The organism is Mixta intestinalis (genome assembly GCF_009914055.1).
Classification (GTDB): Bacteria; Pseudomonadota; Gammaproteobacteria; order Enterobacterales; family Enterobacteriaceae; genus Mixta; species Mixta intestinalis.
Map to the genome: position 1 here is coordinate 424,722 of NZ_CP028271.1, position 13,262 is coordinate 437,983.

The following is a 13,262-nucleotide window of genomic DNA, read 5'->3' on the forward strand; positions in this document are numbered from 1 at the left end:
GAGTAGGTTGTGGCACAGCAATATAGTGTTGAACAATTAAACTATGGCCGTAAAGTCCATGACTTTATGCGCTGGGATACGCTGGCCTTTACCCTTTCCGGGCTGCTGCTGATCGCGTCTGTTATCATCATGGGCGTGCGCGGTTTTAACTGGGGGCTGGATTTCACGGGCGGTACCGTCATTGAAATCACCCTGGAAAAACCGGCCGAACTGGATACGCTGCGCGGCGCGCTGGAAAAATCGGGCTTTGTGGAACCGCAGGTGCAGAATTTCGGCAGCAGCCGCGACGTTATGGTTCGCCTGTCGCCGAATGCAGGCAATGCAGGCCAGGAACTGGGCAATAAGGTCGTTACGGTAATCAACCAGGCTGCCGGTCAAAATGCGGCGGTTAAGCGTATTGAGTTCGTCGGCCCCAGCGTAGGCAGTGACCTGGCGCAGGCGGGCGGCATGGCGCTGCTGGTGGCGTTGATCTGTATCCTGATATACGTTGGTTTCCGTTTCGAGTGGCGTCTGGCGCTCGGTGCGGTGCTGGCGTTGGCGCACGACGTTATCATTACGCTAGGTATCCTGTCGCTGTTTCATATCGAGATCGATCTCACCATCATTGCTTCTTTGATGTCGGTGATCGGCTACTCGTTGAACGACAGCATCGTGGTATCGGACCGTATCCGTGAGAATTTCCGTAAGATCCGTCGCGGTACGCCTTATGAGATCTTTAACGTCTCTCTGACGCAGACGCTAAGCCGTACCATTATGACCTCCGCAACAACGCTGGTGGTGGTACTGATGCTGTTTATCTTCGGTGGCGCACTGCTGGAAGGCTTTTCGCTGACCATGCTGATCGGGGTTTCTATCGGTACGGTTTCTTCTATCTACGTCGCTTCGGCACTGGCGCTGAAGATGGGGATGAAGCGCGAGCATATGCTACAGCAGAAAGTAGAAAAAGAGGGCGCGGATCAGCCTTCAATTATGCCGTAAGCGCAGCGTTGTTCGTTACTGGAAGGCCGCAGATGATGCGGCCTTTTTTATATCCCGATATCGTCAAAAGGCTACATGGACATATATTATTTCAGCGGTTCCACGCCATGTATCCGGATATAGCCTAATCGCTCAGGCGGCAGGCCGCTCAGACGCAGCGGTATTGGCTGAGCGGCTTTGGGCAGTAACGTATTACGCACCTCAATGGCTTGTGATAGTGCGCTGTTGCTCAGCGGCTTGCCGGTTGACGCATCCAGTTCACCCCACTCAACGTGCATCCGCAGATTTTGCAGCGGAGCATCACCCGCAGAGCGGAGCGTAAGCAGCGCCCGCGTTCCGCTGGCTTCGGGCTCAACGCGCGTCAGCGACAGCATTAGCGGCCCGGCAAGGCTTTCCAGCTCGACGCGGCTGCTCGCCGCAGGCAACAGCCATGCTCCCTGTGCCGATTGGCTGTTCAGTTTATTCTGCAACTCCAGCGCGCTAGCCTGACGGGACAGCTGCAATACCTGCTGATTCAGCTTAACTACCTGCCGATCGAGCACCTCGGTTTTAGCTGGCGGCGCGGCACAGCCGCTAAGCAGTGCGACGGTTACTACCGGCAATAAAAGAAGCCCTGTTCTCATTTTTGCTCTCCTCTTAACGCTTTCACTTACATAAGCTTAGGTGAAAGCGTCTGGGAGGGCGAAAAAGCGCGTTACCTGTGCCACGTCGCACAGAAAAATGCCTTGCCAGCCTGCAGAGGCTTTGGTTGTCATGGGCTTCGGGGTACACTAAGGTTTAATTTTGTGAACCATCAGGATATGTCATGCATTGCCCATTCTGTTCCGCTGTGGATACCAAAGTGATTGATTCCCGTCTGGTTGGTGAAGGCACCTCGGTGCGCCGTCGCCGCCAGTGCCTGGACTGTCATGAACGCTTTACCACTTTTGAAGTGGCGGAACTGGTGATGCCGCGCGTTATCAAAAGTAACGATGTTCGCGAGCCCTTTAATGAAGATAAACTGCGTAGCGGTATGGTGAAAGCGCTGGAAAAACGGCCGGTTAGCTCCGATGCGGTTGAGAACGCCATCAGCCATATCAAGACGCAGCTGCGCGCTACCGGTGAACGAGAAATACCCAGTAAAATGATCGGTAACCTGGTAATGGATGAGCTGAAAAAGCTTGATAAGGTTGCCTACATTCGTTTTGCCTCGGTTTATCGCAGCTTTGAAGATATTCGCGAATTTGGCGAAGAGATTGCCCGCTTACAGGATTAAGCCATGCGTGATGAAGAATATATGGCGCGTGCGCTGATGCTTGCGCGGCGCGGAAGATTTACTACCACCCCCAATCCCAACGTCGGCTGCGTGATTGTACGCGATGGGGAAATCGTCGGTGAGGGCTGGCACCAGCGTGCCGGAGAACCGCATGCGGAAGTTCATGCGCTGCGTATGGCGGGCGAGCGAGCCAAAGGCGCTACCGCTTACGTTACGCTGGAGCCCTGTAGTCATCACGGTCGTACGCCGCCCTGCTGCGACGCGCTGATTGCCGCAGGCATCAGCCGCGTGATAGCTGCGATGCAGGATCCGAATCCTGAAGTTGCCGGACGCGGGTTGTATCGTCTGCAACAGGCGGGCGTTGAAGTCAGTCATGGCCTGATGATGGCGGAAGCGGAAGCGCTGAATCGCGGTTTTTTAAAGCGAATGCGTACCGGATTTCCGTTTGTGCAGTTAAAACTTGGAGCGTCGCTGGACGGACGGACGGCGATGGCCAGCGGTGAAAGCCAGTGGATTACCTCACCGCAGGCGCGACAGGATGTACAACGCCTGCGCGCGCAGAGTTCAGCGATCCTGAGCAGCAGCGCCACGGTGCTGGCAGACGATCCGGCGTTAACGGTACGCTGGCAGGAGCTGGGCGCGGATATTCAGGCGGGCTATCCGGCTGAAAATCTACGTCAGCCGGTACGCGTGATTATTGACAGCCGTAATCGGGTAACGCCACAGCATCGTCTGGTGCAACAACCGGGAGAGACCTGGCTGGCCCGTCTTCAGGCTGATGAAGAAGTATGGCCGCCCAACGTACGCCAGCTACAGGTGCCACCGCTCGGCGAGCGGCTCGATCTGGTTTCATTGATGATGGTGCTGGGTAAACAGCAAATCAACCATATTTGGGTAGAAGCGGGCGCGCAGCTCGCCGGTGCGCTGCTGCGTGCTGGCGTCGTGGATGAGCTTATCGTCTATCTGGCGCCTAAACTATTAGGCGACAGCGCGCGTGGTCTTTGTGCCCTGCCGGGGCTGGAGCGGTTGCATGATGCGCCCGCTTTCAGCTTTAGCGAAGTGGCGCAGGTCGGTCCCGATTTGCGTCTGACACTCCGCCCGGTTTAACGCCCTGCGGAAAAGCGGAAGCAGAGTGCGAAAGAGTGTGATAGAATCCGCCCCCCTGCGGGGCTAATAAGAACCCTGAAAGGAAAACTATGAAAATTATCGAAGCTGCTGTTGCCACGCCGGAAGCGAAAGTTGCCATTATTATCGCGCGTTTTAACAACTTTATTAATGACAGCCTGCTGGAAGGTGCAATCGATGCGTTGAAACGCATCGGCCAGGTGAAAGATGAAAACATCACCGTGGTCTGGGTGCCAGGCGCCTATGAACTGCCGATAACAGCACGCGCCGTTGCTAAAGCGGGCAAACATGATGCCGTTATCGCGCTGGGTACCGTTATTCGCGGCGGCACAGCGCACTTCGAATTTGTTGCCGGTGAAGCCAGCTCTGGCCTTGCCAGCGTCGCTATGAACAGCGACATCCCGGTCGCCTTTGGCGTCCTGACTACGGAAAATATCGAGCAGGCGATTGAACGCGCCGGAACCAAAGCGGGCAATAAAGGTGCGGAAGCCGCACTGACCGCGCTCGAAATGATCAATGTATTGAAAGCCATCAAAGCCTGATTTTTGTAAGGGGATTTTTGTGAAACCTGCTGCTCGTCGCCGCGCCCGTGAGTGTGCTGTCCAGGCGCTTTACTCCTGGCAGTTGTCCCATAATGACATTGCTGATATTGAATATCAGTTTCTCGCGGAACAGGATGTCAAAGATGTTGATATCAACTATTTCCGCGAGCTGCTGGCTGGCGTTGCGACCAACAGCGCATACCTTGATGGTCTGATGACGCCTTACCTGTCGCGCAAGCTGGAAGAGCTGGGCCAGGTGGAAAAAGCTATCCTGCGTGTTTCTCTCTATGAACTGAGTAAACGTAGCGATGTACCTTATAAAGTGGCGATCAATGAAGGTATTGAGTTGGCAAAAGTATTCGGTGCTGAAGACAGCCATAAGTTTGTTAACGGTGTTCTGGATAAAGCCGCTCCACAAATCCGCCCCAACAAGAAGTAATCAATCGAGGCCGGAGTTTCTCCGGCCTTTTCCTTTCAGGTTCAGCGGAATTTCATTATGTCATGTGGCGAATTTGAACTGATCGCGCGTTATTTTAATCGCGTGACAAGCTCACGTCGCGATGTGGAAAAGGGTATCGGCGACGACTGTGCATTACTGAACGTGCCGGAAAAGCAGACCCTGGCCATCAGTACCGACACGCTGGTGGAAGGCGTCCACTTTCTGCGCGACATCCATCCTGCCGATCTCGGCTATAAAGCGCTGGCGGTTAACCTAAGCGATCTGGCTGCGATGGGCGCCGATCCTGCCTGGCTGACGTTAGCGCTGACACTGCCGGAGGTCGATGAGGAGTGGCTGAAGGCGTTTAGCGACAGCCTGTTTGAACTGCTGGACTACTACGATATGCAGTTAATCGGCGGCGATACCACGCGCGGCCCGCGTAGCCTGACGCTGGGTATTCATGGCCTGGTGCCTGCCGGACGTGCGCTGCGACGCAGCGGAGCGCGACCGGGCGACTGGATTTATGTCACCGGCACGCTGGGCGACAGTGCGGCGGGCCTGGCGCTGTTGCAGCATCGCGAACGTATTACCGATCCGGCGGCGCATGAGGCGTTAATTAAACGTCATCTGCGTCCGATGCCGCGTATCCTGCAAGGGCAGGCACTACGTAATTTAGCCAGCGCGGCGATTGATATTTCCGACGGCCTGGTTTCCGATTTAGGCCACATTCTGAAGGCCAGCGAATGTGGCGCACGCGTTAACCTTGATGCGCTGCCGATCTCTTCCGTGCTGCGTGACCATTTTCCTGTGGAGCAGACGCAGCGCTGGGCGCTAAGCGGCGGCGAAGATTATGAGCTCTGCTTTACCGTGCCGGAGATTAATCGCGGCGCGCTGGATGTGGCGCTGGGTAATCTGGGCGTGCCTTATACCTGTATCGGGCAGCTGGGGCCTGAATCGGAAGGTCTGGTGCTGTTAGAAGAGGGCAAGCCAACAACCCTCAAGCTGAAAGGATTTGATCACTTTGACGCGCGATAAGGATCTGGCGAAAAGCCGCCTGCGGCTGAGTAATCCCTGGCATCTGCTGGCTACCGGTTTTGGTAGCGGCCTGAGCCCTTACGTGCCGGGCACTATGGGATCGCTGGCGGCGATTCCGTTCTGGTGGCTGATGAGCTTTTTGCCGCAGGATATCTACTCGCTGCTGGTGATGTTTGGCATCTGCATTGGCGTTTACCTTTGTCACCGCACCGCAAAGGATATGGGTGTTCACGATCATGGCAGCATCGTCTGGGATGAGTTCATCGGTATGTGGATCACGCTGATGGCGATTCCGACGATGAGCTGGCAGTGGGTGCTGGCCGGTTTCCTGATTTTCCGCGTACTGGATATGTGGAAACCCTGGCCGATTCGCTGGTTCGATCGTAACGTTCACGGCGGCATGGGGATTATGGTGGATGATATCATTGCGGGCATCATTTCTGCGGGCATCCTCTATTACGCCGGGCTTCATCTGTCGCCGTAAGCCAGGCCGAAGTGCTGAACTGTGTCGTCGGACACAGTTCAGATTATTACATCTTTTAATACGCCGCCTTGCCTGTCTCTCTGGTCTTATCCCTGTCCTCTTTTTCTTCAGTCTGGTTTATGCGGAGTTACTTAATTTTCGTCGTGAAATATGTGAATGTTTTAACATTCCCTGATTGCCAGAGCGAGTAAGATGACCATTTTTTAGGGAGATACATATGACCCGGCGTTACCTCGACTGCTCTGCCTCTGAGCTGGCTCAGTTACAGGGAAAGACGTTGCTTGAATCGTTGCGGCAAAGCGAAGGACGGATAGTGGTAAGCGAAACCATTGCTGCCGTACAGCCTCTGTTAATGACCATTACTAACGCTGAACTGGCTGCCAGTCAGGGCGCCGATCTGCTACTGCTTAATATGTTTGATGCCGAGCATCCCCATATTCAGGGGATGCCTGATGGTATCGCCGATGAAGAGATGATTCGCGAGCTACAGCGCCTCACCGGGCGCGTAATCGGCGTTAATCTTGAGCCGGTGGCGCCTGATTTTGGCAGTACCCATCGTGAATTTTGGGCGATTAAGCAGGGGCGGCTGGCGACAGCAGAAAACGCTGTGCGCCTGCGTGATATGGGTGCCAAATTTATCGTGCTAACAGGTAATCCCGGCAATGGCATCAGTAATGAGGCTATCGTGACGTCCATACAGCATATTCGTCAGGCGGTAGGAGACGATTTGGTGATCGTGGCCGGTAAAATGCACGCCGCAGGCATTCTGCCGGTGCGTGGAGAAAAGCTGATTACTATGGCGGACTGTGATGAGTTTATGAGCCATGGCGCGGATATCGTACTGCTGCCTGCGCCAGGAACCGTGCCCGGTATTACTCAGGAGTATGCCGAAACGCTGATCACCCATATTCATCGCCAGGATAAAATGGCGATGACGGCAATTGGCACCTCGCAGGAGGGAAGCAGCGTTGAGACGATCCGCCAGATCGCGCTAATGAGTAAAATGGCCGGAGCCGATCTGCATCATATTGGTGATACCGGTTTTGTCGGCATCGCCATGCCGGAAAACATTCAGGCTTATAGCGTCGCTATCCGTGGCGTGCGTCATACCCTGGCGCGAATGGCGCGATCGATTAATCGTTAGTGGCGAGCATCTGCCGCAACGCAGGCGCGTTGGGTTATGTTACCGTTGATAAAATAAAAGCTCAGGGAGAGGGCCTCCGCTGAGCTTTTTTCTCGATGCGAGGGAAATTACTGCGCCAGCCAGCGTGCGATCTGTTGCTGAATACCTTCGGCATCCAGCTGATAGTCGTGGCGGATCTCATCCTGAGTGCCCTGCGGAATAAACTCATCCGGCAGACCAATATTCAGTACCGGTGCCAGTACACGACGCGCCATGAGCGCCTCGTTGACCCCGCTGCCCGCGCCGCCTTTAATCGCACCTTCTTCCAGCGTGACCAGCGCTTCATGACTGGCCGCCAGCTCCAGTACCAGATCTTCATCCAGTGGCTTAACGAAACGCATATCTACCAGCGTGGCGTTTAGCGCTTCAGCGGCGGCGGCGGCTTCCGGTAACAGCGTACCAAAATTCAGAATCGCCAGTTTTTCACCATTGCGTTTCACCACGCCTTTCCCTAACGGCAGGGCAGAGAGCGGCTCCAGCCTGGCCCCCGTACCGGTGCCGCGTGGATAGCGCACCGCACTTGGCCCCTGCTGATAATGATAGCCGGTATAGAGCATCTGACGGCATTCGTTCTCATCGCTCGGCGTCATGATCACCATATTGGGGATGCAGCGCAGGAAGGCGAGATCGAAAGCGCCCTGGTGCGTTTGCCCATCGGCACCGACGATACCGCCGCGATCGATAGCAAACAGTACCGGCAGCTGCTGAATCGCAACATCGTGAATCAGCTGGTCGTAGGCGCGTTGCAGGAAGGTAGAATAGATCGCTACCACCGGCTTATAGCCGCCGATTGCCAGCCCGGCGGCAAAGGTGACCGCATGCTGTTCGGCGATGGCGACATCAAAATATTGTCCCGGATACTGGCGTGAAAAGCTGACCATGCCGGAGCCTTCACGCATTGCTGGCGTTATCGCCATCAGCTTATTATCGTCCGCTGCGGTTTCACACAGCCAGTTGCCAAAAATAGTGGAGTAGCTTGGCAGGCCATCCGCGCTTTTGGGCAATGCGCCGCTGGCCGGATCGAATTTGGGCACGGCATGCCAGGCGATAGGATCATTTTCTGCGGGCGCGTAACCTTTGCCCTTTTTAGTCATAATATGCAGGAACTGCGGGCCTTTCAGGTCACGCATGTTGCTCAGCGTATGCACCAGCGTCAGCACGTCATGACCGTCTACCGGGCCGATATAGTTAAAGCCCAGCTCCTCGAACAGCGTGCCCGGCACAACCATACCTTTCAGGTGTTCTTCGGTGCGCCTGACCAGTTCTTTAATGGGCGGCAGACCGGTTAACACTTTTTTGCCGCCTTCGCGCAGGCGCGCATAGGTTTTCCCGGAAAGGATCTGCGCCAGACGATTATTGAGCGCGCCGACGTTTTCGGAAATCGACATTTCGTTATCGTTAAGGATTACCAGCAGATCGGCTTTGATATCGCCCGCATGGTTCATTGCCTCAAACGCCATACCGGCGGTAATCGCGCCGTCGCCGATAATGCAGGCGGTGCGGCGGCCTTTGCCTTCTTTACCTGCGGCGACGGCCATACCTAAACCGGCGCTGATCGAGGTAGAAGAGTGACCGACGTTCAGTACGTCAAACTCGCTTTCAGCACGCCACGGGAAAGGATGGAGGCCATTTTTCTGGCGAATAGTACCAATGCGATCGCGACGTCCGGTCAGAATTTTATGCGGATAGGCCTGGTGGCCTACGTCCCACACCAGGTGATCGAACGGCGTGTTATAGACATAATGCAGCGCGACGGTCAGTTCAACCACGCCGAGACCGGAAGCGAAATGACCGCTGGAGCGACTTACGCTGTCCAGCAGGTATTGACGCAGCTCGTCACACAGAGTGGGGAGTTTCTCTTTGGGCAGCTGGCGAAGCTCCTGCACGGAATCGGCAAGTGCCAGCGTCGGGTATTTTGCAGTATCAAAACTCATCAGAGACTCATCGTGGAAGTTATTTATCGCGTTCGATTACGAAGCCTGCCAGCGCACGCAGCGTGGTAGTATCCAGGGACAAAGCGGCCAGCCGATCCAGCGCGTCCAGCGCCTCATGGTAGAGGTCATGCGCTTTTTGCCGGGCATTTTCCAACCCCATTAGCGCCGGGTAGGTGCTTTTGCCGAGCTGTTGATCGGCTCCCTGCTGCTTACCTGTCACGGCGGTATCACCTACCACGTCCAGAATGTCATCCTGTACCTGAAAAGCCAGGCCGATTGCGTTCGCATAGCGATCGAGATGCGGCAGCGCCTCACGTGCGCTTTCGCCCGCCGCCAGCGCGCCAAGGCGCACCGAAGCACGGATTAGCGCACCGGTTTTGTGGCGATGAATAGCCTCCAGCGCGGTTAAATTGGTTTGCTGCCCCTCCGCCGCTAAATCAAGCGCCTGACCGCCACACATACCGGCAACGCCGCTTGCCTGGGCCAGCTCAGAAATCATCGCGAGGCGATCGCACGGCGCTACCTGCTGCATTGGTGCATCAGCAAGTATAGAGAAAGCCAGCGTTTGTAACGCATCGCCTGCGAGAATAGCGGTATCTTCGCCGAATTTAATGTGACAGGTGGGCTGCCCGCGCCGCAAACTGTCGTTATCCATGGCGGGTAAGTCGTCATGGATTAAGGAATAGGCGTGAATACATTCAACGGCAGCGGCAGGCGCATCAAGGCTGTCGGCGTCAACGTGCAGCATATCGCCAACCACATAGACTAAAAACGGGCGTAATCGTTTCCCTCCTAATAGTGCGCCATATTGCATTGCATTGACCAGAGAAGAACTCTGAAAGGGCAGGGGATCGATAAAGCGTGATAACGCCACATTCACCCGTTGATGGTAATGGGCGAGGAGTTGAGCAAAATCCATTATTCAGCGTCCGGCGTGAAGGGCGTTAGCGCAGCGTCTTTATCATCGTTAAGCAGAATCTGCACGCGCTGTTCCGCTTGTTGCAGGGTTTTTTGTCCTGTTTTTGCCAGCTGTACGCCGCGTTCGAATTCGTTCAGCGCCTCTTCCAGCGGTAAATCGCCGCTTTCCAGGCGGGTAACGATCTGTTCCAGCTGCTGTAGCGATGTTTCAAAACTGATGGGCTGTTCGGCTTTTTTTGGCATAGTAATAGGTGCTCACAGGTTTTTTATCTTTAGCAATCGGACATGGTAGCCGACTGGAAATGATTAGCAAAATAATCATAGAGCATGGCAGTAAAACAGGCAGCTCGCCGGTAAAGGTGATATACTGTCGCGCCTCGGAAGCAAAGGGCTCCGGTTCCTTTGCAATTCATTGATTTTATCAGTTAAGTGCCGCCTTTTTTAGCACTTAATTGCCTCAGAGCTGCGCGGTCATGAAGTTTATCATTAAATTGTTTCCCGAAATCACCATTAAAAGCCAGTCGGTGCGTTTGCGTTTTATCAAAATTCTCACCGGTAATATTCGTAATGTCCTGAAAGATCTGGATGAAACGCTGGCAGTGGTGCGTCACTGGGATCACATCGAAGTCCGCTCTAAAGATGATAGCCTGCGTGAAACATTTATCGATGAGCTGACGCGCATTCCCGGCATTCATCACGTGCTGGCGGTAGAGGACCGCACCTGGACCGACATGCACGATATCTTTGAACAGACGCTGGCAATCAACCGCGAGCGTCTGGAAGGCAAAACTTTCTGCGTGCGCGTAAAACGCCGCGGTCAGCATCCGTTCAGTTCGCAGGATGTGGAACGCTACGTCGGCGGCGGACTCAACCAGCATATTGAAAGCGCGCAGGTTAAGCTTTCTCACCCGCAGGTCACGGTGAATCTGGAGATCGAAAACGATCGCCTGTTGCTGATCACCGGACGTTATGAAGGGCTGGGTGGTTTCCCGATCGGCACGCAGGAAGATGTGCTGTCGCTGATTTCCGGCGGTTTCGATTCTGGTGTTTCCAGCTATATGCTGATGCGTCGCGGCTGTCGCGTGCATTACTGCTTCTTTAACCTCGGCGGCGCGGCTCATGAGATCGGCGTGCGTCAGGTTGCGCACTATCTGTGGAACCGCTTTGGACGCTCGCATCGCGTGCGCTTCGTGGCGATCAATTTCGAGCCGGTAGTGGCAGAGATCCTGGAAAAAGTGGACGACGGTCAGATGGGCGTGGTGCTGAAACGGATGATGGTACGCGCCGCCTCGCAGATTGCTGAACGCTATGGCGTGCAGGCGCTGGTTACCGGCGAAGCGCTGGGCCAGGTTTCCAGCCAGACGCTGACTAACCTGCGTCTGATTGATAACGCGTCAGATACGCTGATACTGCGTCCGCTGATCTCTCACGATAAAGAACACATCATCAATCTTGCGCGCCAGATCGGTACGGAAGATTTTGCCCGCACCATGCCAGAATATTGCGGCGTGATTTCAAAAAGCCCGACGGTGAAAGCGGTGAAGGCGCGTATTGAGGCAGAAGAAGAAAACTTCGATTTCGCCGTGCTGGATCGCGTGGTGCAGGAAGCGACCAACGTGGATATTCGCACTATCGCTGAGCAGACACAGGAAGATGTCGCCGAAGTGGAAACCGTAGCCTCTTTTTCTGCTAACGATGCTCTGCTGGATATTCGTTCGCTGGATGAGCAGGAGATTAAGCCGCTGAAAGTGGAAGGCATTGAGGTAAAATCTCTGCCGTTCTATAAGCTGGGCACCCAGTTTGGCGATCTCGATCAGAGTAAAACCTGGCTGCTTTACTGCGAGCGTGGCGTAATGAGCCGACTGCAGGCGCTTTATCTGCATGAGCAGGGCTTTAAGAACGTGAAGGTTTATCGTCCCTGAAATAGAAGCTGTCCGTTATTTTTACCGCTACGGACAGCGCTTTTTCCTTGCCAGCGCTACCTTGCAGGTCAACATCCTTTCTGGCGTTGTCAGTCAAAGCGGTTCCACAGGCAAAGGGCTGACCTGCCGACGCCATTCAATCAGCCTGTCGATGCGTTCCGCACAGATTTTTAAGCTATGCTGCAATTGCAGGCTGTAGCTGACGGCGTCTCCCCAGCTTTTACCTGTAAATAGCGGCTGTTCGCAGGGCTGAAATAGCGTTTCAGGAGGAAGCCGCAGCAGCGGTGCGCTGAGCGGGCGCTGCGCGCAGGAGCTTAATAACAGAATCTGGCACAGGCTGAGCAGCACAAGGATTGGTTTTGATCGCATGATGATATTCCTTCTGACGCACGTTATGCTGTTGAGCGGCGGCTTTTTCCTGTTGTAATTGTTTAGCTGTCAGCATTCGGTTGATTTGTTCATACTGGCGCAGATCGTCAATGATATTTTGTTGGTAGATGAGCTTGTCCAGTAATGTTATTTTTTCATCTTCCATTTGCCTGATTTTATTCTGCTGCTGACGCGTTAGGTTAAACTGATATAACAGGGTTATGATTATAAAACCTGTTATTGCGCTCCCGCTGATGAACTTCATAATGTTATCCTTTCTTTAAGCCAGCCATAAATGAAATGCTGATTTAGCGGACGCGTTTCGGTTATTTGCAGATAGCGTTCGCCCTGGCTGCAATTAAGCGCTTTTAGCATTACCTGTTCACCTTCCTCACCGCGATGAGTGAGAAAAATATCCAGCGCCTCAAGCGTACGTGGACCGATATTCCCATCGGTAGAGAGAGGAGCATAAAGCTTCTGCTGTTGGCTAAAGGCATTTAACCAGCGTTGAAGCCAGGTAATGGCGGTTGCCGTGCCCATATTAACCCCCGCATCGCACAGCTTAATGGCGATAGCCTGCGAAACCTGCGCCAGCCTGTCCAGCTTAGGGCGAGTCCAGTAGTCGGTATAAAGAATAGTCAGCGCCGTGGTCTGAGGCAGATCGGCCATCGCGCCGCTGTAGCCGTGCGCCCTGGCTACTTTTTCCGTTATGCCCCAACGGGTAGGGCCGCCTTTATCGGCAGGGTGATTGATATAATCACCTTCTTTTTCGATTATCGCATTAAAAATATCCGCTTCCGTCATTTTCAACCTCACGTCATGATTTTTTATTGGGATGAGCTGAAATATAACGGGCCGTTTTAGCGAAGTAACTTTTTCACCTTTCATTTAATAAATACAAATCAACAAAAAATGTTAGTAAGTAAAAAATGACTATTAATGTGCGGTCAGCATTAGTGCGGTGTTGTGTAAAATCGCCATAAACAGAAGCTGTTTTACTGATGCTGTTTGATAAAACCCCTAACGAAGGAACTGGCGATAATACGAAGCGGTGGCTTTCAGGTGTAACTTAATAATT

The 13,262-nt window shown here is 54.0% G+C and carries 16 protein-coding genes; 9 read left to right on the forward strand and 7 right to left on the reverse strand.

The window, feature by feature from the left end; all coding sequences use genetic code 11:
• The first annotated feature begins 9 nt into the window (after positions 1 to 9).
• Positions 10 to 978, forward strand: coding sequence for a protein translocase subunit SecF (gene secF, locus C7M51_RS01880; protein ID WP_160619999.1), 969 nt, complete (start codon positions 10 to 12; stop codon positions 976 to 978).
• An 86-nt stretch (positions 979 to 1,064) separates the two neighbouring features.
• Here secF and C7M51_RS01885 read toward each other — a convergent pair whose 3' ends face one another.
• Positions 1,065 to 1,601: a DUF3251 domain-containing protein gene (locus tag C7M51_RS01885; protein ID WP_160620001.1), complete on the reverse strand. Its 537-nt coding sequence runs from the start codon at positions 1,599 to 1,601 to the stop codon at positions 1,065 to 1,067.
• 182 nt (positions 1,602 to 1,783) lie between these two features.
• On the opposite strand from C7M51_RS01885, the gene nrdR reads away from it, so the two are divergent.
• The 7 genes from nrdR to C7M51_RS01925 all read left to right on the forward strand — a co-directional run bounded on the left by nrdR (position 1,784) and on the right by C7M51_RS01925 (position 7,002).
• Positions 1,784 to 2,233 carry a transcriptional regulator NrdR gene (gene nrdR, locus C7M51_RS01890; protein WP_038627640.1) on the forward strand — a complete coding sequence of 150 codons (450 nt, stop codon included), beginning with the start codon at positions 1,784 to 1,786 and terminating at the stop codon, positions 2,231 to 2,233.
• A gap of 3 nt (positions 2,234 to 2,236) precedes the next feature.
• Complete coding sequence (gene ribD, locus C7M51_RS01895; protein WP_160620003.1) at positions 2,237 to 3,340, forward strand: bifunctional diaminohydroxyphosphoribosylaminopyrimidine deaminase/5-amino-6-(5-phosphoribosylamino)uracil reductase RibD; 1,104 nt, start codon at positions 2,237 to 2,239, stop codon at positions 3,338 to 3,340.
• A gap of 89 nt (positions 3,341 to 3,429) precedes the next feature.
• Positions 3,430 to 3,900, forward strand: a complete 471-nt coding sequence (gene ribH, locus C7M51_RS01900; RefSeq protein WP_141176776.1) for a 6,7-dimethyl-8-ribityllumazine synthase — start codon at positions 3,430 to 3,432, stop codon at positions 3,898 to 3,900.
• A gap of 19 nt (positions 3,901 to 3,919) precedes the next feature.
• Complete coding sequence (gene nusB, locus C7M51_RS01905; protein WP_160620005.1) at positions 3,920 to 4,339, forward strand: transcription antitermination factor NusB; 420 nt, start codon at positions 3,920 to 3,922, stop codon at positions 4,337 to 4,339.
• A gap of 57 nt (positions 4,340 to 4,396) precedes the next feature.
• Positions 4,397 to 5,374: a thiamine-phosphate kinase gene (gene thiL, locus C7M51_RS01910; protein ID WP_160620007.1), complete on the forward strand. Its 978-nt coding sequence runs from the start codon at positions 4,397 to 4,399 to the stop codon at positions 5,372 to 5,374.
• Complete coding sequence (gene pgpA / locus C7M51_RS01915; RefSeq protein ID WP_160620009.1) at positions 5,352 to 5,858, forward strand: phosphatidylglycerophosphatase A; 507 nt, start codon at positions 5,352 to 5,354, stop codon at positions 5,856 to 5,858. The genes thiL and pgpA overlap by 23 nt, the downstream gene beginning before the upstream one ends.
• A gap of 217 nt (positions 5,859 to 6,075) precedes the next feature.
• Positions 6,076 to 7,002 (forward strand): DUF7916 family protein, encoded by a 927-nt coding sequence (locus C7M51_RS01925; protein ID WP_160620012.1) that lies wholly within the window; start codon positions 6,076 to 6,078, stop codon positions 7,000 to 7,002.
• Positions 7,003 to 7,109: 107 nt separating this feature from the next.
• Here the strand turns inward: C7M51_RS01925 and dxs are convergent, their stop codons facing one another.
• From dxs to xseB, 3 genes are read right to left on the reverse strand one after another with little or no spacing between them, the layout of a single operon-like run.
• Positions 7,110 to 8,975 (reverse strand): 1-deoxy-D-xylulose-5-phosphate synthase, encoded by a 1,866-nt coding sequence (dxs, locus tag C7M51_RS01930; protein ID WP_160620013.1) that lies wholly within the window; start codon positions 8,973 to 8,975, stop codon positions 7,110 to 7,112.
• A gap of 19 nt (positions 8,976 to 8,994) precedes the next feature.
• On the reverse strand, positions 8,995 to 9,894 hold the full coding sequence (ispA, locus tag C7M51_RS01935; protein ID WP_160620015.1) for a (2E,6E)-farnesyl diphosphate synthase: 900 nt from the start codon (positions 9,892 to 9,894) through the stop codon (positions 8,995 to 8,997).
• On the reverse strand, positions 9,894 to 10,136 hold the full coding sequence (xseB, locus tag C7M51_RS01940; RefSeq protein ID WP_160620017.1) for an exodeoxyribonuclease VII small subunit: 243 nt from the start codon (positions 10,134 to 10,136) through the stop codon (positions 9,894 to 9,896). The genes ispA and xseB overlap by 1 nt, the downstream gene beginning before the upstream one ends.
• Positions 10,137 to 10,366: 230 nt before the next feature.
• On the opposite strand from xseB, the gene thiI reads away from it, so the two are divergent.
• Positions 10,367 to 11,815, forward strand: coding sequence for a tRNA uracil 4-sulfurtransferase ThiI (gene thiI / locus C7M51_RS01945; protein WP_160620019.1), 1,449 nt, complete (start codon positions 10,367 to 10,369; stop codon positions 11,813 to 11,815).
• Positions 11,816 to 11,908: 93 nt separating this feature from the next.
• Here the strand turns inward: thiI and lysC are convergent, their stop codons facing one another.
• Genes lysC through C7M51_RS01955 form a run of 3 tightly spaced genes read right to left on the reverse strand, consistent with a single transcriptional unit; the run spans position 11,909 to position 12,988 of the window.
• Positions 11,909 to 12,184: an Rz1-like lysis system protein LysC gene (gene lysC, locus C7M51_RS22690; RefSeq protein WP_425280991.1), complete on the reverse strand. Its 276-nt coding sequence runs from the start codon at positions 12,182 to 12,184 to the stop codon at positions 11,909 to 11,911.
• Positions 12,078 to 12,449 (reverse strand): hypothetical protein, encoded by a 372-nt coding sequence (locus C7M51_RS01950; RefSeq protein ID WP_160620021.1) that lies wholly within the window; start codon positions 12,447 to 12,449, stop codon positions 12,078 to 12,080. The genes lysC and C7M51_RS01950 overlap by 107 nt, the downstream gene beginning before the upstream one ends.
• Entirely contained in the window at positions 12,446 to 12,988 is a 543-nt protein-coding gene (locus C7M51_RS01955) for a glycoside hydrolase family 108 protein (protein ID WP_160620023.1), read from the reverse strand. Before C7M51_RS01955 ends, C7M51_RS01950 begins: the two co-directional genes overlap by 4 nt.
• Positions 12,989 to 13,262 lie beyond the last annotated feature (274 nt).